This is a genomic window from Desulfobulbus elongatus DSM 2908 (assembly GCF_000621145.1).
Classification (GTDB): Bacteria; Desulfobacterota; Desulfobulbia; order Desulfobulbales; family Desulfobulbaceae; genus Desulfobulbus; species Desulfobulbus elongatus.
Genome location: NZ_JHZB01000006.1, coordinates 98,094 through 121,333, shown reverse-complemented (window position 1 = coordinate 121,333; position 23,240 = coordinate 98,094). Strand labels below are relative to the sequence as shown.

Sequence of the window (23,240 nt, the reverse complement as noted above, 5' to 3'; positions counted from 1 at the left end):
CATAAATAATCTTAAATAATTCTCGGAGAAAGGAGGATGACGAGTTCGCGTTTTTGCAACTTCTTTTCCTCAACTCCAAATAAATATTTGAGAACAGGGACACTGCCCAAGCCGGGCACGAAATTGTCTGTTTTGCTTTCAACGCTATCGATCAGACCACCGATAACGAGCATCTCGCCGTTCTGAACTTCAACCATGGTCGACATTTCTCGGACCTTAACTTGCGGCAGACCGAGTTCAATGGCACCGTCACCAATCGAGGTCATGGTAACACTACCATCAGATTCCAGATTTTCTATATCAGTGGTAATCGGGGTCAAATGCAATATCACTCGATCTTTGTCAACGACAGATGCCATAACTCCCAATGCAACGCCTTGCACCACATTGCCAACTTCTGCTGTATAAGTGACCCTAATAGTTGATCCGCTATCATTCTCATCTCTCTTGATCGATTTGACATAAGCCACATCTTTTCCGACACTAATAATAGCTGGCTGACCATTTAATACGGTGATTTTAGGGTTAGCAAGCACATGAGAGTCACCTTGTTCATTCAATGCGTTAATCAACACAGAAAAATCAAATGTACTAATATCAACTCTACTTACAAATGTATTAGCATAATTTGAATTACCGGGAACGTGGGGATAGACCTGCCCATTACTGCCAAATTGTACGGTTCCTTGCAATGGATGGTCTTTGAATACAGCACTCCAATCGATCCCTATTTTTGAATTGTCCTGAAGAAAGACTTCAACTATTTTTGCCTCTATATTAACCTGTTGAAATAAATGCTTTTTTAAATTATCAAGATACTTTTCAACTGTATTCAAGAGAGCTGGTTTAGCAGTAACTGTTATCAAACCCACACTTTTATCGATAACAAACGATGGCTCATCTTTTGCTGAATAGCGAGCAGAAGGATGAGAAGCCGACGCAGTCGCCTCGGGACCACTTTCTGCCTGATCCTTTCCTGTGGCATTCCCACTATCTGAGTTTTGACTATTCGATGAAGGCGAAACGTTTACTATATCTTTTCGTTCAACCGAAGAAGTTTGCAAAATACTTTTCAAATTGGTTTCAATATTTTCCCATACATTAAATTTATTATCAGCACTTGCTATCTTCACTGATCCTTCAGTGCCCGAAGCAGCATCTTTGTTAGAAAGAAAATTGCCACCTACAGTCGATGTATACGCTCCTTGCATGAAAGGTACTGACATTTTAAATACTTTCGTCGTTTTGTTACGTATGACGATATTCCTGCCGTTCATTTCATGGAAATAATCCGCTTGCCGCAATAAATTCGCTACCGCATCGTAAAAATTGTCTGTCGCTGCGATATCAACATCAACCAGAACATTTTGATCGACATCACTTGCCCAACTCACGGTCATACCTTTAAGATTGGCCAAGCGTTTCATGACATCCCACAAGGGCTGGGGCCCATTAGTAGAACGGATGGTCGCCCCGACCTTGATCTGATATTCACCAGCCCCACCGCTTCCTAAGCTTTCGTCCAGCGTATCCTTTGGGACAACAAATTCTGAAGACTGGTACCGAACCGGGAGTTGCACAGGCTTGGACAACGAGGAGGCAGCAAGGGCACTCTCCTTGCCACTCGCTGAATCCATAGCTTTCGGGAGATCACGAGGCGGCTTATTTTGCGCACATCCATACAACCCGACAGTAAACGAGCAAACCAAAAAAATAAAAGAAACAACAATGCTAACAAGTTTCATCATTAACGCCCCTCACCCTCTATATGCAATGATCGGACAGGCTTTATTAATTAACAGTCACGCGGCTTCTCACGTACTTCTCTAAATCCGGCGGAATTCGATAACCGGAGATGAGTAATTTATTATATTTTTCAACAGCCTTATGCCCCTGCCCCATTTTATCATAAACCCGAGCGGCATTAACCAAGGAATCCATATCTTCACCATAAAATAAATTATATCTTTCCAGATTAGATATCGCACAATTGTAATCATGAGTATCCTCACAGAATGAAGAATAGCTCAGCAGCGCCTCTTTAAGGGGTGTCTTAACTTTTGTACATTTATCAAAATAACCAATAGCCTTCTCATTGTCCTGCATATTGGCAGACGAAATAGCAGCTAGCACCAACGATCTACTATTATTTTTGTCATGCTTTAATGAAAGATTTGAATAATAAAGTGATTTTGCATATTGTTTCAAATATACCAAATAAATAGATGCAATTTTATTCGACAAATTGCTATTTGACGGCCATTTTTCGTATGCACGCTCATAAAACGAAACAGCAAGTTCGTAGTTCTCATTCTTTTCAGCTTCCTTGCCCTTATTTATCTCCTGCCTGGCTTCAGGATGCTCAAAGGACTGTCCAGCCTGCTGTTTAATAGTCAGTGACTCACGCTCAACAACTTTGGCATCAGCCTGAAAACTGAGGTTATCCTGACTCTTATCAGGCCATTTAAATTCTTTTTTCTTCGGATAAATCACCAACGTATTGAACCGCTCTTCTTTTTCCAGATCTTTTAAATTCAAGATAATGTCAAGAGCAAAATCCCAAGGCACATCGTCGAGCACCAATGTAAGCGAACCCTGTACCGATTCATCGACAACGATATTCACTCCGCTCACTTGTCTTAAAAAATTGAAGACATTATGGAGGTCCATTTTTTGAAACTCTACAGTAATCCTCTCTTTATTATATCCAGAAAAATTAAACGCATCCTCCATTTGTTGCGCCTTTGTTTTAGGCGAGACTCTGGAATCAAGAGGGTTGATTTCAGGCAGTTGGCTCTCAATATTTTTGGCAGCACCTATCACCGAACCGATCTTATCTCCTGTTCGCTGCCCTTTTGAATCGCCCCCTCCCTTGCCGCTCCCAGCACGTTCCGAATACACGCCCATCGTATCGCTCGGCGTCGAAGCAGCCGGAGATTGGCTTGTCGCGCCTCCACCCCGCTTAAGCAACACTCTTATTTCATTGTCATTTTTTCTTGTTTCAAAATCAATCTTTTCAGGCAAATAGAACTCGAATCTAAGAATGGTTGGTTTACTGTCAGCAAGGTGCTTCGTCTGTAAAGTAATGCCGTCAGCGTTAATTTGACTTGTAAAATTATTGGACAAAGCAGCATTGGCAAGGTCAACGATTATCCTTTCAGGATTAGGCAACTCATAAACGGTCGATGCACCAATATTTTCTCCATTAATTTTGATTTCAACAGCTCTATCGATATTACTAACATTAACTGATTTTACTTGCATCGAACCATCAGCAATCGCAATATTGACAAGGGATGATATCAAAAGACATAATATGCCGGTCAGCATCGATACAGTTGATTTTATAACGTTTGAGACAAGTTGCGCCCTCATCATTTATCTCCCTCATGTTTCATCTTCATGATAACGGTACTCTTCATCTCTTGTCCGGAGCGGGTACGAGCAGTTTCTGTAATGACAACCTGGTGCTCGTCAATCGAAGTCACCACACCTCGCTTCCCTACCAACTCTCCGATTTTTAACATGTATCCTTTCTTTGTCTGATCTTCGACCATTGCAATAGGTTCACTTGAAGTCATCATTATCCCAACCAGAGCAAGCTGACCGGGCTCAAATAATTGCATTCCTGAATATTCGGTTTTTTCTTCAACAATCTCGTTCGGGTCGGGAAGAGCGGAAGAGGTAGACTTAGGAGTAACAAAAGGTTTGAAAGGATCAGAGCGCCCTTCGGCTTTATACTCATATCTCTCGTTTTCCAACTGTTGCCTCAGACTATCATCGCTCTGATCTGCCAATCCTTGCGCTGAACAGTTATCAGATGCAAAGTACATGGCTACTGTTAGGCATAATACCAAATATCTTACGGCGTTATTCATTCTCAATCGCTACAATAATAATTGGCTTATAGTTATATCACGTTCTATTTCTTTTTGTTTTCGATTGTAACATTAGTAAATCTATACGTTATGAGCTTACAACTCGAACTCAATACCATTTCATTACTTTCCTGGTCAACTTTCTCAGTTTTTATATTATTGACAGTAACTATTCTTTCTAATTTACTTACTCTATCGAGAAAAAGGCCGAGATTATGGTACGGCCCTTTAATTTTGATATCAATAGGAATTTCTGCATAAAAATCTTTTGGCGCCTCTTGGCCTGGTGTAAAAGAAATAAAATCAAGTCCAGAATTTCTTCCGAGATCAGATATATTTCTTAATAAATTTGGTATCTCTTGACTTTTTGGCAACAGCGCCGAAGTGGTTTCAAATTGTATCCGTGCATCTTCCAAAGCCTTTTGGTGCACAGGCAAATCCCTCGCCGCTTTTCTTACCTTTCGTAACTCTTCATTGCCTGTTGATGCTTGCTGTGCCAATCTACCGAGTTCTTCATGATTGGGTTGGTAAAAGACGATATAAAACAATCCCGTTAACAGCAACGTAAGCAATGCCACTGCCAGCAGCTTGTTACGGGTGCTTATCTTCGAATATTGTTCATCTAAGAAAAGATCAATCTTTGTCTTTTTAGGACTATACATCATATAATCAACCTAACGCAGAAATATAAATTGCTTTTTTACATTTTGGGCATATCAACATTCGCCGTAATTGAGAAAGCTTTCAAGCTCCTTTCAGCAACGATCTCCAGAGAGGAGCTTGCCAAACGGACGTTTTGAATATAATGCGATGCCTCCAAGTCATCCATATACCTGGCTATTGTTTGATCATCGAGTGCCATACCTGTCAGCGCAAGTTGATTACCATTCTGCGAAAGACTTTTTAGCCACATTCTATTTGATGGCGTTAAGGTTGCTATTTCATCCAGAACGTGTACAGTAAGCGATGATGATTGCTTTAATTGATTTATAACATCAGTTCTTTTCAATAAAATGGCTTTCTCTTCCTCTATCTTCTTTATTTCAGATAGGGTTTTGGCAAACTGTTTTTTTTCCGATTCAATTCTAGCAATTTCGTTTTTTATTTTATTTATTGAATTCAACTGATAGAATTCAACAAAAATGAATGCACATACAATGCAACCAATAAAAAATGAAGCCGCAATGATTTGCCAAAAATATTTCTTGCGTCGTACAATATCACGAACTGGCAGAAGATTGATTTTAATCATAGTTAAAAAGATGCTGATCTAATTGCAAGTCCTGTCGCAATTGCCATTTCAGGAGCTATTCCAAGAATATAATGCTCATCTAATTTACTTTTGTCATAATTCATTCTATCAAAAGGATTAAAAGCAACGACCTCCATACCTGTTTCACGAATTAGATATTCTTTGAATCCATTTACTTTTGAGCCGCCACCACTCAGAATAATGGATTGCAATGGTTTGTCCGGATTATTCGCCTGATACAGATCAATAGCTTTCTTTATCTCAAGGATCCATTGTGTGCATGTTTTGTTAAAAATATTCTCTACAATCGCCCGATGCTCACCGGATGACGCGATGCCAAGTTTAATATTTTCAGCATCCTTATACTCGACACCAATGGCGCTCATGATCTGATCGGTCAGTTGTTCGCTTCCGACAGCCACATCCCTGGCCAGGACGGACACCCCTCCCGAGATGATGTTAATATTCATCTTCGATGCGCCAACATCGACCAAAGCAACATTTTCCGATCGCGACTCAACTGTTTCCCAGATATTTTCTAAAGCGAAACCATCAACATCAACTAGCACGGTATTCAATCTTAACCCGCTTAGCATCTCAAGATAATCGTTGACAACTTCTTTTTTTGCGGCGACCAGCATCACATCACACCGATCAGCAACCTCCTTTCTCTGCGGCAGTTTTTGGAAATCAATGTAGACATCATCAATATCGAAAGGGATATATTGCTCGGCCTCTGATTTAATGTAATCTGCAAGCTCATCATCCGACATTTGTTCAAGATTAATCTTCTTTACAATGACAGAATAACCCGATATCGATATCCCTATTTTTTTATTTTTTATTTTAAGATTTTTCATCAACAAAGAGAGGACCTTACTCACCTCTGATGGTTCCTGCAACACCCCATCTTCCACAGCTCCAGAGGGCAGCGCAGCAGATCCAACCGATTCAATCTTGAAGTTATCACCCACTTTTTTAAGCTGGCATACTTTTATTGCATGCGATCCTATATCTATACCGGTGATCAACTTCTCCTTTTTGGTTATCTTATAGAAATTCATTATTGGCAATTAATTTAGTATAATCATATTAATAAATACATCATCTTCGCTAACTACATTAAAATGCACGATTTATTTTTTTCGTCTCAAAATTAACCCATGTAACGGGAGCGAGCTACAAACTCCCGTTCTTTCTTATTTTTATACAGCAAAATTACCTGGTTATGCAATTCGCAACATCTCCCCTCACCAACTCTCCCGCATCCTTTCAAACCAAGCGAGCTAGTCCCAGGATTTAATGGCTTTTTTTCATATGATATTAAGCACACAAAAAACTTTCTTTGTCAAGTCGTGCGGTTATTTTTTTATTTTTTCCCATCGTCTTTTAATTGTTCCATATTTCAGAGCGTTACGATATTTGGTACAGGTTGTTGCGAACACCTGATAGCTCGCGTTCCCTTGATTTGTCCGCAATCGCCCCGTTCCCTTTGCCTTTGTGCTTTAAACCGGGCAACAGGTTCTCGGTATGATGTTTTTTTATTTTCACACTCCTGAAAAGTCTGATGAGCCTCGTGCATCTGCCTCGCTTGTCTCTCCGAGCGAAGGAGACACTCTTGACATCCGGCATCGACCTCTGTACCACTGATTATCGCTGCCCCGTATTGTGCATCGGCATTTGGTTGCCGGGATGACGGCACACCTCTTTACATCCTATTCATGGACTGGATGGAATGAAGTCACGACAGATGCTTCTTGTTGTCGGCATGCTCGTGTCGATCACCCTGCCGTACCGCGCCATGGCCTTGGTGCGGGATGAAGGCGCCTCTCTTTACGCCCGAACCCTGCTGGAACAGATCAATCTCTATCGCCAGGATAACGGCTTGGGCCCGCTGCGATTTGATGCCAACCTCATCCGGTTGGCCAGGCACCACAGCTTCGAGATGTTCCGGCAGAAGATGCTCAGCCACCGCAATTTCGACGAGCGGTTCGAACGCGCAGACAGCCGCATGTGTGTCGAAAATGTCGGCTGGAATTACAGGACTCCCCTCAAGCTATTCGATGGCTGGCGGCGATCGAGCGGCCATAACCAGAACATGCTCAAAGAGGGGGTGACCAGGGTCGGTATCGCCGATGTCGGCACCTATGTCACCTTTTTCGCCTGCCAGTGATCCGGCGATCGTTCCTGCCGGAAACGGCATCGCCAACCGAGTCGGCCACTTGCCACTATCTTTTTTGTCCCGGATTCGATATAACAGCAGACTGTCGACCGGATCTTCATAATCTTTTCAAACGAATCCAGGCTGTTGCCTTTTTAAAGACGGGACCTTGGGTCACGCAGCACGCAGGCGAAACGGACCGAAATTTTTTCACCGGGGTGGAGTCATGGGACGCATTCTTCTTGTCACCGGCGGGGCCAGGAGCGGCAAGAGCCGTTTTGCCGAGCAACTGGTTGCCGATCTTGGCAAGGATATCGCCTATATCGCCACTGCCAGGGCCCTGGACGACGAGATGGCCGACAGGATTGCCAGACACAGGCAACAGCGGCCCGCTGCCTGGCGGACCCATGAAGCGCCGGAGCGACCCTCCGCGGTTATCGCCGACGAGGGGCGGCGATGCGATGGCCTGCTGCTCGACTGCCTCACCGTGCTCACCACCAACCGGATCCTCGCCCAACCCGTTGATTGGGAACGCCCGGCCATGGTCCGATTGAACGAGGTCGAGGCCAAAGTGATGACCGAAATCGAGGCGATCGTGACCGCCGTCGCCGGGAGTCGGGCCGACCTGGTCGCGGTGACCAACGAGGTGGGCTACGGCATCGTGCCGGGCTCGGCCATGGCCCGTTTCTTCCGCGACTGCGCCGGGCGGGTCAACCAGCGGATGGCCGCCGCCGCTGCCGAAGTCTATCTGGTTGTTTCCGGTATTCCGGTGCGGATCAAGGGGTAGCAGATCGAGGCATGCAGGCGCTCATTCTCATGATCCAGTTCATGACCCGCTACCCGATCCCGGTGGCGATCGACTTCACCGCCGAGCGCTTTGTCCAGGGCATGAAATGGATGCCCCTGGTCGGACTGCTGGTGGCCTTGCCCGCGGCCGGAGGGTTTGTGCTGGCTGATTGGCTGCTCGGCCGGGAACTGGCGGCCCTAATCGCGGTGATCCTGCTGATCGGCGTCACCGGCGGCCTGCACGTCGACGGCCTGGCCGACACCGCCGACGGCCTGTTCAGCTACCGCTCGCGCGAGCGGATGCTCGAAATCATGCGGGACTCGACCCTGGGCGTCAACGGGGTGATCGCCGTGGTGCTGGCCATTTTGCTGAAATATCTCCTGCTACGCGCCATCCCGGCGGACGGCGCTGTTCCGGCCCTCCTGGCCGCGCCGGTGCTGGGCCGGATGGCCCTGGTCTGGCATTCGGCGGTGGCCCGTTATGCCCGCCAGGAGCGCGGCATCGGCGATTATGTCAATCAGACCGGATTGGTGCAGGCGGTCTTTGCCACCCTGTTTTCCCTGATTCTGGTCGGCGGCATGCTGTTTTTCTGGGGCGTGCGCGCAAACGTGATTCCCTGGCTGACCCTGATCCTCCATCTGCCGCCGGTCGGGCTGGCTGTGGGCTTTGCCGCCTATGTCAAATGGCGATTGGGCGGTATTACCGGCGACACCATCGGCGCCTCCATCGAACTCGCCGAACTGCTCAGCCTTTTTGTCGCTCTTCTTGTCTGGAAATACTGGCTGTCATGAACACGACCAAACTCTATCTCATCCGTCACGGCGAAACCGAACAGAACAAAAGCGGCGTCCTCATGGGCAGCACCGACACCCCCTTGAACGACCACGGCCGTCTCCAGGCCCAAACGCTACGGGAACGGATCAACGCCCTTGAGGTCGATTCCATTTTCTCCAGCCCCCTGTCGCGGGCGGTGGAGACCGCCGCCTTGGTGTTCGGCGACCAGGCGCGGATCGTCACCGATTCCAGCCTGCAGGAATTCCATTTCGGCGAGTGGGAGGGCATGCATTTCTCAACGATCGCCAAAGAGTATCCGGAGATCTGGCAGATGTGGCTCACCGACTGGGAAAAAACCCGCATCCCCGGTGCCGAGGCCTTTGCCGCCTTCAAGTACCGGGTGATCAGCGTGGTCGAGGAGATTGTCCGCACCCATCCCGGCAAGCGGGTGGCAGTGGTCTCGCACGGCGGCTGCATCCGCTCGCTGCTCGCCCATTTCTTCTGCGAATCGGTGGCCAAGGGCTACTGGAAGTTCAAGGTCGACAACGCCACCTTGAGCGAGGTCGAATTCATGGGCGAACTGCCCATCCTCATCCGTTTCAACTACAGATAAACAGATAAATACGCATGCAACTGCTGACCCAAACCCTGGAAGCCATCCGACCCATCGACCGGGCGGCCATGGCCGCCGCCCAGCGCGAGATCGACTACTGCCTCAAACCGCCGGGCAGCCTCGGCAAGCTGGAGGACATCGCCCGCCAGATCGCCGGTATCACCGGCCAGGTGCACAACGAGATCAAACGCAAGGCGATCGTGGTGATGATGGCCGACAACGGCGTCTATGCCGAGGGCATCGCCATGTATCCCCAGGACATCACCCGCATCGGCGCCGATTTCGTCACCTCCGGCCGCATGGGGGTCAATTTCCTCGCCCGGTACGCCAAGGCCGATATCATCGCCGTGGACATCGGCATCCAGGTCGATGTCGATCTGCCCAAGGTGATCAACCGCAAGATCCGCTACGGCACCGCCAATTTCCTCAAGGGACCCGCCATGAGCCGCGAGGAGGCGATCCGGGCGATCGAGGTAGGGATCGAGGTCACCAATGCGGCCATCGACCAGGGCTACGATCTGATCGGCACCGGCGAGATCGGCATCGGCAACACCACGGCCAGCAGCGCCGTGCTCTACGCCTTCACCGGCGCGCCCATCGAGCGGGTGGTCGGCCGGGGCGCCGGCCTGACCGACGAGGCCTTCGAGCGGAAAAAAGCGGTGGTCAAGCAGGCGGTGCAGCACAACCGGCCCGATCCGGACGACCCCCTCGATGTGCTGGCCAAGGTGGGCGGCCTCGACATCGCCGGCCTGACCGGCACCTATCTGGCCTGCGCCGCCCGGCGGGTGCCGGTGGTCACCGACGGCCTGATCTCCAACGTCGCCGCGCTCACGGCCATGCGCCTCAAGCCCGAGGCGGTGGAATACATGATTCCCTCGCACCTCTCCTTTGAACCCGGAGCCATGCTGCTGCGGGAGATCACCGGCCTGGAGCCGATGCTCAACATGGACATGCGGCTGGGCGAGGGCACCGGCTGCGCCCTGATGTTTTCGATCATCGAGGCCTCGCTCCGCATGATCGAGGAAATGGGTACCTTTGCCATTCTCGGGAAATCGCGCGATGAAATTGGGGACCACATCATGGCTTACCGGGGAAAATTTCCTCGATAACGCCCGCCTGGTGGAAGGCCGGGTCGATTTCGTCGAACTCCTGGTCTACACCTGGGACAAGCCGATGCGGACCAAGGTGGCCTCCTGGCTCGACGGCCTGGCCGCATTGGACCTGGAATACACCCTCCACCTGCCCACCGACCGGACGGAACACGCCCTGGCCGCCGCCCAATTTTTCGCGGCCAGCGGCTTTCCCCTGCTCAACATGACCCTCCATCCCCTGCCCGGATGGCAAGAGCAGGACTGGCCCGATCTGGTCGCCCTGGAAAACCTGATCGACCTGGTCGAGTTCCACCCCCGTTTCACCTTCGACCTCACCCACAGCCTCTTGGGCAGACCGCTGCCCGCCCATTATCATCCCCACATCGTCGAGCTGCACCTCTCCGGCACCGACGGCCGCATCGACCACCTCCCCCTGGACGAAGCCACTCTCCAGGCGGCCCGTCCCCATCTGCGCGAGGAACTCTTGGTCTGCTTCGAAATCTTCGATCCGGACGATGCCCTGGCCGCGGTTGACCGGGTGCGGATGCTGCGCCCCTGATCGGGAAACCGCGACTCAGACGGCGAGATGTTCGCGCAGGAAGGCGGTTGCCAGGCGATCGATCAGGCAGCCGGTCCGCCAGGGGAAACGCCCGTCGATGAATCCGACATGGCCGCCGTGCTCCTGGATGGCCAGGCGAATTCCCGGACCCACCTGGTCGGCGCGGGGCACGTTGTGCGGGTACATGAAGGGGTCGTCGGTGCTGTGGAGGATCAGGGTCGGGGTGGTGATGGCGGGCAGGTAGCCCATGGAGCTGCACCGGGCATAGTAGTCGTCGGCCCCGGCAAAACCGTTGAGCGGCGCGGTGATGCGCTCGTCGTACTCCCGGAGGGTGCGGATCCGGTCGAGATCAACCCGCAAGGGCGAGGCAACGGCCTGGCATTTCCACCTGTAGGATCGTTTCATCCGGTCGAGCAGGTACTGCTGATAAAGGCGGGAGCTGCCCTGTTCCAGGCGCCGGGCCGCATCGGCCAGGACAAAGGGCACGGAGACGGCCATTGCCGCCCGCAGTTGGGATGCATCCCCGGCCACGCCCAGATAGCGGAGCAGGAGATTGCCACCCAGGGAAAAGCCGATGGCCGCCGCCGCCGGCCGGCCGCTGGCCCGCAGCAGCGCCAGCACTTCGGCCAGATCCTCGATTGCGCCGCTGTGGTAGGTACGGGGCAGCCGGTTGGGCTCGCCGCTGCACCCGCGCAGATGCATGAACACCGGCTGCAGGCCGGCATGGAGCAACACGGCCATCACCGGCAGGGCATAGTGCGAGCGGAGATCGCCTTCCAGGCCGTGAAGCATCAGCACCACCGGACCGCCCGCCGGCGCGGTCCAGGCCAGATCGATGAAGTCGGCATCCGCCAGTTCCAGGCGCTCCCGGCGCAGGGACAGGACTGGCCGGCGGCGGAACAGTTTGGGCCACAGGGTTTGCAGGTGGGGATTGCGCAACCACGAGGGCGGCTGGAACGTGTCGGTCGGCATGGGCAGCTCCGAAGGTCGGGTGCAGGAAAAAACCGGGGTGGAACATTGAACAGAGATCAAAAGATATCAGATAGAGAGACAACAGAAGCCTGTCTCCTCCCGTTCACCATCGAAATCCGGCGCAGCCAGGACGGCCTTTGATCGATCAAAGACGACCATCGTCGGTTCTTCCGGCCGCATGCGGCGCACATTGTCGTTCATGGTCCAGGCCGCCTTTTTCATTTCGATGGCCTGGACGAATTCATCGACCGCGGGACGGGGCGTCCCTCCTTACGGCCGCAATGTATCGTGTTCGGCAAGGAATTTGAACCCGGAAACCGATCCGGATGCGGGAGGCGCTCCCCGGTGTGAGCGCGGGCAAGCCCGCCGAAGCCGTGCAGGGATGCATCTGCCATCGATAAAGGGTGGTTGGAAGGCGGTTCCGGTCACTTTCTTTTCTTTTGCGGCCAAATTAATGACGGCAATGAGTTTTTCTGATTTGTCAACAAAGCGTCGCTCAAGTATTATTGCGTATTTTATCGAAAGCCACCTGACCCAACAGCGTACCCGCCTTCCGGCATCGACCGGCTTGTCAATGAAAGTGAAGCAGAGCCGACCGGCGACGGAACAATCATCTATCATCGTGAATCTGCGTGCAGCCCTTGTCTGGGTTGCCATACAGGTTCCATTCTCAGGGAATGCCCATGGATACCCAATACAACGCAACCCTTGAAACCTTGGAACGATTGCGGGCGGAGTCCATTGACGCCGGCGGGGAGGAGAAAAAGCTCGATCAGCACCGCAAGGGCAAGCTGACGGCGCGCGAGCGGCTCGATCTGTTGCTGGACGGCGGCTCCTTCGAGGAGTTCGACGTGCTCAAGCTGGGCCGGGGCGGCAGCCTGGGCGAGGAGAAGAGCTATCTCGGCGACGGCGTCATCACCGGCCATGGTTCCATCGACGGTCGCGAGGTCTTCGTGTTCAGCCAGGATTTCACCGTACTCGGCGGCTCGCTGGGCGAGGCCCACGCCCAGAAGATCTGCAAGGTCATGGACCTGGCGGTCAAGGTGGGCGCACCGATCATCGGCCTCAACGATTCCGGCGGCGCTCGCATCCAGGAGGGCGTCGACGCCCTCGCCGCCTACGGCGAGATCTTTCACCGCAACGTCCGGGCCAGCGGGGTGGTGCCGCAGATCTCCTGCATCATGGGTCCCTGCGCCGGCGGCGCGGTTTACAGCCCCTCGATCACCGATTTCGTCTTCATGGTCGAGGATTCCTCCTACATGTTCGTCACCGGGCCGAGCGTGGTCAAGACCGTCACCCACCAGGACATCACCTCCGAGGCCCTGGGCGGCGCCAAGGTGCATGCCGGCAAGAGCGGCGTGGCCCATTTCACCGTGCCCAACGACGTGCTCGCCCTGCGCGAGGTGCGGCGGCTGATCAGCTACCTGCCCTCCAACAACCGCCTGCGCGCGCCGATTCTCGACCTCAGCGACGCCGCCGACCGGACCGATCCGGCCCTGGACTTCCTCATCCCGAGCAACTCCAACCAGACCTACGACATGAACGTGCTGATCCACTCAATCCTGGACGGCGCGGAGTTCATGGAGGTCCACGCCGGATTCGCCCGCAACATCATCTGCGGCTTCGGCCGGCTCGGCGGCCAGACCGTGGGCCTGGTGGCCAACCAGCCGGCAGTGCTGGCCGGCGTCCTCGACAACGACGCCTCGTTCAAGGCCGGCCGTTTCGTCCGTTTCTGCGACGCCTTCAACATCCCGCTGATCTCCCTGGTCGACGTGCCCGGCTTCATGCCCGGCCCGGACCAGGAACACGGCGGCATCATCCGCCACGGCGCCAAGCTGCTCTACGCCTTCACCGAGGCCACGGTGCCGCGCATCTCGGTGATCATCCGCAAGGCCTACGGCGGCGCCTATCTGGTGATGAACTCCAAGCACATCCACTGCGACGTCAACTATGCCTGGCCGACCGCCGAAATCGCGGTCATGGGGCCCAAGGGCGCGGCCGAGGTCATCCACCGCAAGGAGATCTATTCGGCCGGAGACCCGGAGGCCGTGCTCAACGAAAAGATGGAGGAATACCGCCGCACCTTCGCCAACCCCTTCCTTGCCGCGCAGCGGGGCTACATCGACGACGTCATCTTCCCGCGCGACACCCGCTCGCATCTCATCCGCACTCTGCAGATGCTCGACAGCAAGGACACCAAGGGACCGAATCGCAAACACGGAAACATCCCCCTGTGAGGCACGCCATGTTCGATAAAATTCTGATCGCCAACCGCGGCGAGATCGCCGTCCGCATCATCCGCACCTGCAACCGCCTGGGCATCAACACCGTGGCGGTCTACTCCGACGCCGACAGCCGCAGCCTGCACCGGCACCTAGCGGACGAGGCGGTGCACATCGGCGAGTCGCCGTCGCAGAAATCCTACCTCGACATCGACAAGATCATCAAGGCGGCCCAGGCCACCGGCGCCCGGGCCATCCACCCCGGCTACGGCTTTCTTTCCGAGAAGGCCGACTTCGCCAGGGCGGTCCAGGAGGCCGGACTGGTGCTCATCGGCCCACCGGTCGAGGCCATCGACCTCATGGGCGACAAGATCACCTCCAAGGAACTGGCCAAGAACGCCGGCGTGCCGGTCATCCCCGGCACCATCGAGGCGATCAGGGACGAGGAGGAAGCCATCGCCATCGCGGACGAAATCGGCTATCCGGTGCTGCTCAAACCGGCGGCCGGCGGCGGCGGCAAGGGCATGCGCATCGTCCGCAGAGCCGGGGACATGAAGGAGGCCCTGGCGGCCAGCCGCAAGGAAACCCTCAAGGCCTTCAACGACACCCGGGTGTTCGTCGAGCGCTACATCGAGCAGCCCCGCCACATCGAGATCCAGGTCCTGGCCGACAGCCAGGGCCATGTGGTCCATCTGGGCGAACGCGAATGCTCCATCCAGCGGCGCTACCAGAAGGTGATCGAGGAGTCGCCCTCGCCGGCCGTTTCCGCCGACCTGCGCGAGCGCATGGGCCGCGCCGCCTGCGACCTGGCCCGCCAGGCCAAATACGTCAATGCCGGCACGGTCGAGTTCGTCATGGACGCCCAGCACAATTTCTATTTCCTGGAGATGAACACCCGCCTCCAGGTGGAGCACCCGGTCACCGAAATGGTCACCGGCCTCGACCTGGTGGAACTGCAACTGCGCATCGCCGCCGGCGAGCCGCTGCCCTTCGACCAGAGCGGCGTCGCCTTCAACGGCTGGGCCATCGAGGCCCGCATCTGCGCCGAAGACCCGACCCGCGGCTTCATCCCCTCCACCGGCATGATCACCCGCTACGCCTCCCCGCGCGGCAAGGGCATCCGGGTGGATTCCGGCGTCAACATCGGCGGCAAAATCGACGTCTACTACGACTCCATGCTGGGCAAGCTGATCTGCCACGGCAAGACCAGGGAAGATGCCCGCCGCATGCTCATCGAGGCCCTGAACGGCTACCACATCGAGGGTGTGTTCACCAATATCGACTTCGTCACCAGCGTGCTCTGCCTGCCCGAGTTCGCCGAAGGCGCCCTGAGCACCGGCTTCATCGACCAGCACTTCGACGGCGGCATCTCGAAACGGTCCCCCTCGCTCCAGTATCTGCAACTGGCGGCCCTCGCGGCGACGCTGATCTACCACACCCGCACGGTGGCGGTCCGCGAATCCCTGCTCCACATGGTTTCCGACATCGGCGGCAAACGCGACCTGGGCCGCATGCATCAGTACAAGGTCCGCTGCCAGGACGATCTGTTCGAGGTGGCCCTGGAAGGCACGCCGATCAGCGGCGAGACCTGCACCATCCGGGTGGACGGCACCACCCACCGGGTCGAGATCCCCACCTTCGAATTCTTCCGCCGCCGCCTGAAGCTGAACATCAACGGCCAGCCCTACCGGTTCCGCATCCGCTTCGAGGAATCGTTCGTCTTCATGAGCTTCAACGGCATCTCCCGGCTGTTCGAGGTCTATACCCCGCAAGAATGGGAGATGATGAAGTTCATGCCCGAAAAGGCCGACGCCTCGCTCAACAACATCCTCCTCTGCCCGATGCCCGGCCTGGTGGTGGATGTGCTGGCCCAGAAGGGCGAGCGCGTCTTCCGCGGCCAGAACCTGGTGATCCTGGAGTCGATGAAGATGGAGAGCGGCGTCGCCTCGCCAGTGGACGGCGTCATTGCCGAGGTCCTGGTGAACAAGGGGCAGGCGGTGGAGTCCGACCAGACCTTGATCACCTTCGAGGTGGAGGAAAAAGTCGCTTAGCGCCGGGTGGCGTCAGGGCGACAGGTGCGGCACCTTCCGTTTCCGGGAAAGCCGGCCTCATACACCAGGCCGGCCGTTTCGCCGACGATCGTGGATCGCGGCGGCACGGCCGGCGGATTTCCGTTGCCGGCGTCACCGTGCGTTGGCCTGCTTGTTCCCTCCCGCCATGATTAAACTGACCAGGCTCAACAATTCGGCATTCTATCTCAACCCCGACCTGATCAAGAGTATCGAGGAAACGCCGGATACGATCATCGAACTGATCAACGCCGATCATATCCTTGTCCGGGAAAAGGCCGAGGACGTCATCGACAGAATCGTTGCCTACCGCGTTCGGATCATCCGCCTGTCGCGCCAGGACCCCGGTGCCGACGCGACCGCTGCCGGGACGCCGGCATGATCGCCGCCCTGATCGGGACAGACCGGCATATCCGCATCCCCGCCGTCGTGCCGGCGGGAGAGACGAACCCGCCGGCTTTCCCCCTTGTTCGTTTTTTTCTTTTGAATCCCCGTTCCTTCCCATACAATAATATGTCATAGTCTTTCCGAGGCATTCGGGCCGAAACGGACGTCCGCCCCTTCAATCAGCAGCAGAAACACTATGGATATCGCAACCATCATCGGATTAGTCATGGGCTTTGGCGCCATCGTCGGTGGCGCCGCCCTGGAGGGACTGCACCTCACCGCCCTCCTGCAACCCACCGCCGCCCTGATCGTGCTGGGCGGCACCTTTGGCGCGGCCTTCGTCAGTTTCCCCCTTGAAGTCGCCATCGGCGCCGTCAAGGATGTCAAGAAGCTGCTCAGCACCTCTCCGAAAAATGACGATCTCATCACCGAGATCTGCGGCTATGCGGCCAAGGCGAGAAAAAACGGCATCATCGCCCTGGAGCAGGACGCCCAGACGCACAAGGACCGGTTCATGAAAAAGGCCATTTCGCTGTCGGTCGACGGGGTCGAGCCCAAGGATATCAGGGAGCTGATGGAAATCGACCTGGCCGCGTCCGAGGAACACGCCAAGATGAGCGCCGAATTTTTCGAGGCGGCCGGCGGCTATGCGCCGACCATCGGCATCATCGGCGCGGTGCTCGGCCTGATCCACGTCATGAGCAACCTGGAGGACACCTCCAAGCTGGGCGCCGGTATCGCGGTCGCCTTCGTGGCCACCATTTACGGCCTGGTCACCGCCAATATCATCTGCCTGCCCGCGGCCACCAAGATCAAGCTCCGGATCAAGGACGACTCGGTGCGCAAGGAAATCATCATCGCCGGCATCGTCGCCATCCAGAACGGCGAGAATCCCCGGTTCATCGAGGAGCGCCTGAAGTCGTATCTGGGCGGTCATGGCGGCAAGGGCTCCGCCGCCGACGAGGAAGGAGGCAAGAGATAAGATGGCACGGAAAAAAGAGCCGGAAAAGGCGCCCAACCACGAGCGGTGGCTGGTTTCCTACGGTGACTTCATCACCCTGCTGTTCGCGGTGTTCGTCACCCTCTACGCCATGTCCCAGACCGACCGGAAGAAGGTGGAGCAGGTGGCCGCTTCCTACCGGACCGCGTTCGGCGTCACCACCGGCACCACCTCGGGCAAGCCGCAGATAATGAACAAGACCGACATAATGCCCATTCCGTCGATGCGGGCGCAACCGAAGAACGTCGAGAAGCCGAAGTCCAAGAGCGACGGACCGAACAAGGTGCAGGCGACCAAGAAGGATTTCAAGGAGATCCTGGTCGCCCTGGAAAAATTCCTGATCGAGAAGCAGGCGCAGGACAAGGTGCATATCGAGATCACCAAGCGAGGGTTGGTGATCAGCATGAAGGAAGCCGGATTTTTCGACTCGGGCAGCGCCACCATCAACCCGGCATCCTACGAATTGCTGGCCAAGATGGCCGAGACCCTGCTGCCCTACGGCAACGAGATCAGCTTCGAAGGGCACACCGACACCATCCCGATCCGGTCGCCGGCATTCCAGTCAAACTGGGAATTGTCGACCGCCCGGGCCACCAGCCTCGCCCGGTTTTTCATGGACCGGCACGGCTTGAGCCCGGAAAAGATATCGGTCACCGGCTACGGCGAATACCGTCCGGTCGCCGATAACAGCACCGAGGAGGGGCGGAAGCAGAACCGGCGGGTGGATCTCGTCCTGCTCGGCGCCACCACCGGCGAGATCGAGGAGCAGGAACCAGCCCCGCCGCCGCCCCGGGTCCTCAAGGTGCCCTTCTGACCGGTCCGGTGCAGCGGCGAACCGGGCACCGGACCGGAGGCCAATTCCCTGTGGGGTTGGCCTTCTTTTTTTCCGGCCAGCCGACCCTTCTCCGCTTCCTGCGGAAAAATAGGGCGAAAAAACGCTCTACTCCTTCGGCACCCGGCTGCTCCGGCATTGATAACGGAATCATGAAATAATGGAGCACTATGAGCACATCGCTGCACGAGATCTACAACAGATTCGCCGACACCTACGAATCCAACAGAGGCGCCTTCGATATTTCGTCGATTCTACGCATGTTTTACGATGCCTTGGGTAAGAACGAAGGAGAACTGCTCGATTTGGGCTGCGGCGCGGGCGAACCGGTCGCCCGTTATTTCATCGGCAAGGGATGGCGGGTGACCGGCGTCGACTTTTCCGGGCGGATGCTCGAACTGGCCGCGAAATATGCACCGGAAATGAACACCACCGAAAGCGACATGCGGGAAATTCGATTCGCTCCCAACCAGTTCGACGCCATCACGGCCACGTACAGCATTTTCCACATTCCCGTTGTAGATCACTTCGATCTGTTCCGCAACATCCACCGGTGGCTCAAGCCCGAAGGCCGGGTCCTGTTCACCTACGCGACCAAGGAATACACCGGCAGCGACAGGTTCAGCGGCTACAAGCGGTTTATCGACACCGATCTCTTCTACAGCCATGCCACGCCGGACGAACTGTTCCGCGACCTGGAGGCAATCGGTTTCGCCATCGACTCCAGGGACTATCACACCATCGGCGGCGAGACCTTTCTCTGGGTAACGACGAAGAAATTGACGGACTGAGGCAAACTTGGTGACAATCTGAGCTTCTTGCAAAATGACAATTACACCGTGTATTCTGATCGTTTCTCGTGAAGATGAGGTAATGTATATCGTCATTTTGAACAATAGCGAGAAATCCCGGTCTGTATGACGATGAGATCCAACCTATTAGAAAATTTAACTGCACCAGGCATTCATTGGGTATTTTATATCCATTTTTACATTCCGAACCTATTATCCCCTCGACCAATCTTCAATCCAAGGGATGGGTATCTGCATCTCGAACCTCGCTAAAAGGTTTTCACCCGTAGTGCCCGCCCATCCTTGAGGGTCAGACAGACGCCTGTATCCAAAGCTGCAAAGTTCACCTTGCCCTTAAACATATTTTGAATAACTGCCGTCGCGACGGCGTTGGTTTTGAAGCAAATAGGTAATCCGATATTTTCCAAGTAATCGTCTCCAGCGCCCTTATAGTCATCCGGAGACTGAGAGGCCAGTAGTACCACCAGACCCTTGGAGCGATGGAGGCGAATGTTGTCTGAAAGCCCCTGATGTCGAGATGCGAGCAGGTTCTTCGCTTCATCCACAGCCAGAATCAGGCGAATGGCACGGTGACCTTCGCTATCACGGGAGGCCTCTTGCAGATTTTTCAAAAAGACATTTAAGGCATCCAGCAACAGGTAGGCTGCCAGATTTTTCACTGTATCGCGAGCCTGACCGAAGGTGATGATCCACGAACGGGAGAAAAAATCCGCTGGTGCGATTTCTGGGCGGAATATGGTGCGCTCGGTCAGGTCGTTGATAGCGGAGATCACCGAATCGATATTAATTTCATTTTCTTCGTAATAGTTTTTGAGGCAGTCGCGCACGCCTTCCATAGAAATCCGTACATTACGGGAAAACAGCGGTTTAAGCGCCTCCCGGATATGGTCGAGCTGTTTGCCTCCTGGACGACTTTGCATCACTTTAGTCAGGGAATCGCGAAAACCCAGCACCGTATCCGAAGCGATATCTTCCGAAGCGCAGGAGCCGTGAAACATGTCCAGCCCGATGGGGTTTTGCGGTACTCGCAGCACTTCCGCCCCTAACTCCCGCGCCAATTCAGCATTATCGGCAAGTTCTCCCTTGCCAAGATCAAGTAACAGTACCGGCGCTTGAGTCTGTCGGTGCATCTGGAGAATAGCCTCCAACATGGTGCGAGTCTTACCAGAACCAACTTGTCCCATAATAGCGATATGTGGTGAATAGCCGACCCCGTTGACTGTCCAAGCAAAAGGTTCGCCATTTCCCTCTTCTTTACCAATCTTGATGTTGACCGCTCCAGAGGAAACGGTTTCTGCTATCGGAGTGGCGTTACCTCCCAAGCGATCTGGAAGCACTGCTCGACGGGTAATGAGCATCTCGACAAATTTTTTGTAGCCCCCTTCCGCTTCGTTCCAATCGTCCATGAGTAGACTTATGCCACGATGCCAATGACAAGCAACAAGAGCTTGAACATTGGCCGAGGTCACATCCTTTTGAGGAAAACAGGTTCGCAAATTGGTAACCAGCAGAGCCATCCACAGTGGAAATTCATCTACACCAAACAGGGTATCACCCTTAATCCCTTTTCCTCTTGTGTCCGGTGGTTTGGGAGGAGGGGCTGTTTCACCAAGCGAACGACCAATGGACATACGAGCGATGGGTGCTCTTGCTGAAAATCCAAGAAACTTACGAAGTTCTTCGGTCTGCTTATATGCCTCTCCAGATGTGGCGTAACTAGCTAACAAAGCTGTCTCGATTGTCAATCCATCCATTATTTACCTTTCTCGATTGTAAAATATCGGTCTTCTTTCGCTACGGTTTTGCCTATACCACGACCTAATTCGCTGTGTTCGAGCAACCAAGTCTTGCAAACAGAATCGCGAAAAGTCGAAAACATCTCGGCATCGATTTCCTCGTCTTGGGAAAGCAGAATGACCTGACGATCTTTCCGTCCAATCCAAAATTTGAGGATATTATGGCGATGAGCACTATCTAAACGGGCAAGAGGTGTATCGACAACCAGAGGCGCGCCCTGTCCCGATACTTCGGCGAGTCCGGCCAAAAGCGCGGTGGCAAACAACTGATTCTCTCCGGCGGAACGATCAAGCCTGATTTCTTCGCCGTCACCGGCAAGCAGGTGACTAGCCCCGCTATCGTCGATTTCGATACGGGCAATCTGGGTCTTGTGGGCAAGGCTTTTATAGGCTCTGGTCATTGCCTCTCCGAGTTGCCGCGTTTTGAGACTGTACAGACAAGGAACCAGTTCCTCGATAAGCTTATGCACGCGCTCTGCCTTTACAATATTAGATTTTGCAGGACTAGCCTTGATAATCAATTCGCGCATGTGATTATAAGTGGCTCTGTCCTGATCAATGCTCGCCTGGAGCGCCCTGATTTGCCGTTCAAGATCACCTCGACTCCGTTCCTGCTGATCGATTGTGGCATTAAGCGCTATCAAGTCTTTGTTGAGTTCGGCAAGAGTACCATCGCGATCAATGCCTTCGATTTTCGTTAGACGCTTGTTGAGTTCATTCAACTGATGTTCAAGAGATTCCTTCCGTGCGATAAGAGTACGAATATCTTCTGATCCAATTATCAGATCGGCCATCATTTGCAAAAGAGTCTCACGCTTTTCATCGGCCAAGTAATCATGCAGAATTATAGAGGCACAGTCCGGAGGCATAGGATAAAAAAGACTTTCCCAGGCTGCATCGATACGTGTCCGTACCGCACCTTCCTGAGCATTTTCCAGGGGTGGATTGATAGGTGGCTCTATCGTATTAAAAAAGGCGATTACAAAACGTTCTTTATCCGGGGCCATGCTTTCCTTGCGAGCATCCCAGCGTCGTCGTGCAATCTCTTGATTGAGTTGTTTTTTAAGGCTAATGGTAAAGTTCTTGTGAACAAGATGGAAAGGCAATTTATCTGCCAAAACCTCTTCCATCCCTTTTTCGCACTCGCCAATTTCAACTTTCAATCTCCCTTGTTCCTCAATGATCTCTTTGGCGCTGGCAATGTCACCACCACCGCCGCCAAGAGCCAAAATGCGACCGGTCAGGTCTTGGCGGCGGGTTTTATCGCCCTCAAGGTCATGGTCAAGATCTTCTTTTTTGGCTTTCAATCCACTCAACTCACGCTCATCTCGTTCCAGCTTCCTGGCAAGTTCCTGGTATTTTTGCTCATCAACACCGATCACTTGGTTCCGCTGGCGAATACTATTTTGATACCGCTCCAGCCGTTTTTGAACCCCGCGCAGCAAAACAACACCCAGCAACCCTTCCATGCCCATTTTGATCTGTTCAATTCGGTTTTGGTCAGCGAGTTTTTTAACCTCCTCGCCATCAAAGAAAAAGAAGGGGGCGATATGGGCGGGGACAAAATGGTTATCAAGGATTTCAGGAAGTCTCTCTTCACCCATCGTTTGCCCGTAACTGCCGGGGCTGATTCTTATCAAGCGAGTGTCTTCCTCTCCATTCCAGTTGCCTTGTTTGTCAAAAAACCATCGGCGGCTAATCGAAAATCCTTCTTTAGAGCCCGAAAGAATTCCCACCTTAACGCTCATGTTGTCGCGACGCATTTCAAGGGCGCGGCCATTGAGCGCCCGTTCGAGAAAACTGGGATACCCTCTACCTTTTTTGGTGAAATCAAGACCAGCGCGTGCCAGATGTGGCATGGCGTCCTTACCATACAGGCAAAGATACAAAGCTTCCAGCAAGGTAGTTTTGCCATACCCATTCATCCCACCGATCAAAATTAGGTTTTTTCCTTCTGTCGGTTTGGGAAAAGTGAATTTCTGAGAAATGTAGCTTTTGAAATTGGTCAATTCGATTTCCGCTATCCACATGGCTG

Annotated in this window: 23 protein-coding genes; 13 read left to right on the top strand and 10 right to left on the bottom strand. The window is 53.8% G+C overall.

The annotated features are described in order from the left end of the window. Positions 1-11 precede the first annotated feature (11 nt). Genes mshL through pilM form a run of 6 tightly spaced genes read right to left on the bottom strand, consistent with a single transcriptional unit; the run spans position 12 to position 6,161 of the window. Positions 12-1,748, bottom strand: coding sequence for a pilus (MSHA type) biogenesis protein MshL (gene mshL, locus Q362_RS22750; protein ID WP_084312318.1), 1,737 nt, complete (start codon positions 1,746-1,748; stop codon positions 12-14). 43 nt (positions 1,749-1,791) lie between these two features. Then, positions 1,792-3,378, bottom strand: coding sequence for an AMIN domain-containing protein (locus Q362_RS22745; protein ID WP_084312316.1), 1,587 nt, complete (start codon positions 3,376-3,378; stop codon positions 1,792-1,794). Beyond that, on the bottom strand, positions 3,375-3,878 hold the full coding sequence (locus Q362_RS22740; protein WP_084312314.1) for a pilus assembly protein PilP: 504 nt from the start codon (positions 3,876-3,878) through the stop codon (positions 3,375-3,377). Before Q362_RS22740 ends, Q362_RS22745 begins: the two co-directional genes overlap by 4 nt. Positions 3,879-3,922: 44 nt before the next feature. Further along, positions 3,923-4,543: a type IV pilus inner membrane component PilO gene (locus Q362_RS22735; protein ID WP_084312312.1), complete on the bottom strand. Its 621-nt coding sequence runs from the start codon at positions 4,541-4,543 to the stop codon at positions 3,923-3,925. A gap of 35 nt (positions 4,544-4,578) precedes the next feature. Next, positions 4,579-5,130, bottom strand: coding sequence for a PilN domain-containing protein (locus tag Q362_RS0105130; protein WP_028317813.1), 552 nt, complete (start codon positions 5,128-5,130; stop codon positions 4,579-4,581). Between the two features lie 2 nt (positions 5,131-5,132). Then, positions 5,133-6,161, bottom strand: a complete 1,029-nt coding sequence (gene pilM, locus Q362_RS0105125; protein WP_245590163.1) for a type IV pilus assembly protein PilM — start codon at positions 6,159-6,161, stop codon at positions 5,133-5,135. 704 nt (positions 6,162-6,865) lie between these two features. On the opposite strand from pilM, the gene Q362_RS19220 reads away from it, so the two are divergent. The 6 genes from Q362_RS19220 to Q362_RS0105095 all read left to right on the top strand — a co-directional run bounded on the left by Q362_RS19220 (position 6,866) and on the right by Q362_RS0105095 (position 11,115). Continuing rightward, complete coding sequence (locus Q362_RS19220) at positions 6,866-7,303, top strand: CAP domain-containing protein (protein ID WP_084312310.1); 438 nt, start codon at positions 6,866-6,868, stop codon at positions 7,301-7,303. Between the two features lie 214 nt (positions 7,304-7,517). Continuing rightward, complete coding sequence (gene cobU / locus Q362_RS0105115) at positions 7,518-8,078, top strand: bifunctional adenosylcobinamide kinase/adenosylcobinamide-phosphate guanylyltransferase (RefSeq protein WP_028317811.1); 561 nt, start codon at positions 7,518-7,520, stop codon at positions 8,076-8,078. 11 nt (positions 8,079-8,089) lie between these two features. Next, positions 8,090-8,869 carry an adenosylcobinamide-GDP ribazoletransferase gene (gene cobS, locus Q362_RS19215; RefSeq protein WP_051553694.1) on the top strand — a complete coding sequence of 260 codons (780 nt, stop codon included), beginning with the start codon at positions 8,090-8,092 and terminating at the stop codon, positions 8,867-8,869. Beyond that, positions 8,866-9,465, top strand: coding sequence for an alpha-ribazole phosphatase (gene cobC / locus Q362_RS0105105; RefSeq protein WP_028317810.1), 600 nt, complete (start codon positions 8,866-8,868; stop codon positions 9,463-9,465). The genes cobS and cobC overlap by 4 nt, the downstream gene beginning before the upstream one ends. A gap of 14 nt (positions 9,466-9,479) precedes the next feature. Further along, positions 9,480-10,574: a nicotinate-nucleotide--dimethylbenzimidazole phosphoribosyltransferase gene (cobT, locus tag Q362_RS0105100; RefSeq protein WP_028317809.1), complete on the top strand. Its 1,095-nt coding sequence runs from the start codon at positions 9,480-9,482 to the stop codon at positions 10,572-10,574. Then, positions 10,525-11,115 (top strand): hypothetical protein, encoded by a 591-nt coding sequence (locus Q362_RS0105095; RefSeq protein ID WP_157469892.1) that lies wholly within the window; start codon positions 10,525-10,527, stop codon positions 11,113-11,115. The genes cobT and Q362_RS0105095 overlap by 50 nt, the downstream gene beginning before the upstream one ends. A gap of 15 nt (positions 11,116-11,130) precedes the next feature. Here the strand turns inward: Q362_RS0105095 and Q362_RS0105090 are convergent, their stop codons facing one another. Together Q362_RS0105090 and Q362_RS24720 are read right to left on the bottom strand one after the other, a co-directional pair. Further along, entirely contained in the window at positions 11,131-12,087 is a 957-nt protein-coding gene (locus Q362_RS0105090) for a hydrolase (protein ID WP_035215728.1), read from the bottom strand. Positions 12,088-12,153: 66 nt separating this feature from the next. Continuing rightward, positions 12,154-12,288, bottom strand: coding sequence for a hypothetical protein (locus Q362_RS24720; RefSeq protein WP_281172871.1), 135 nt, complete (start codon positions 12,286-12,288; stop codon positions 12,154-12,156). 181 nt (positions 12,289-12,469) lie between these two features. Between Q362_RS24720 and Q362_RS23445 the strand changes: the two genes are divergently transcribed. From Q362_RS23445 to Q362_RS19200, 7 genes are all read left to right on the top strand, one after another. After that, positions 12,470-12,799 carry a hypothetical protein gene (locus Q362_RS23445; RefSeq protein ID WP_157469890.1) on the top strand — a complete coding sequence of 110 codons (330 nt, stop codon included), beginning with the start codon at positions 12,470-12,472 and terminating at the stop codon, positions 12,797-12,799. Then, a complete protein-coding gene (locus tag Q362_RS0105080) occupies positions 12,771-14,324 on the top strand; it encodes an acyl-CoA carboxylase subunit beta (RefSeq protein WP_028317806.1) in 1,554 nt (517 codons plus the stop codon). The genes Q362_RS23445 and Q362_RS0105080 overlap by 29 nt, the downstream gene beginning before the upstream one ends. An 8-nt stretch (positions 14,325-14,332) precedes the next feature. After that, on the top strand, positions 14,333-16,360 hold the full coding sequence (locus tag Q362_RS0105075; protein ID WP_028317805.1) for an acetyl-CoA carboxylase biotin carboxylase subunit: 2,028 nt from the start codon (positions 14,333-14,335) through the stop codon (positions 16,358-16,360). A gap of 166 nt (positions 16,361-16,526) precedes the next feature. Next, complete coding sequence (locus tag Q362_RS19210) at positions 16,527-16,760, top strand: flagellar FlbD family protein (RefSeq protein WP_051553692.1); 234 nt, start codon at positions 16,527-16,529, stop codon at positions 16,758-16,760. A 201-nt stretch (positions 16,761-16,961) separates the two neighbouring features. Continuing rightward, positions 16,962-17,747 carry a flagellar motor protein gene (locus Q362_RS0105065; RefSeq protein WP_028317804.1) on the top strand — a complete coding sequence of 262 codons (786 nt, stop codon included), beginning with the start codon at positions 16,962-16,964 and terminating at the stop codon, positions 17,745-17,747. Position 17,748: 1 nt separating this feature from the next. Continuing rightward, positions 17,749-18,579, top strand: a complete 831-nt coding sequence (locus tag Q362_RS19205; RefSeq protein ID WP_051553690.1) for a flagellar motor protein MotB — start codon at positions 17,749-17,751, stop codon at positions 18,577-18,579. Between the two features lie 188 nt (positions 18,580-18,767). After that, positions 18,768-19,388 carry a class I SAM-dependent methyltransferase gene (locus Q362_RS19200; RefSeq protein ID WP_035215659.1) on the top strand — a complete coding sequence of 207 codons (621 nt, stop codon included), beginning with the start codon at positions 18,768-18,770 and terminating at the stop codon, positions 19,386-19,388. A 269-nt stretch (positions 19,389-19,657) separates the two neighbouring features. Here the strand turns inward: Q362_RS19200 and Q362_RS0105050 are convergent, their stop codons facing one another. Beyond that, complete coding sequence (locus Q362_RS0105050) at positions 19,658-21,163, bottom strand: ATP-binding protein (RefSeq protein WP_157469888.1); 1,506 nt, start codon at positions 21,161-21,163, stop codon at positions 19,658-19,660. Continuing rightward, entirely contained in the window at positions 21,163-23,235 is a 2,073-nt protein-coding gene (dndD, locus tag Q362_RS22730) for a DNA sulfur modification protein DndD (protein WP_084312306.1), read from the bottom strand. Before dndD ends, Q362_RS0105050 begins: the two co-directional genes overlap by 1 nt. Positions 23,236-23,240: the final 5 nt, after the last annotated feature.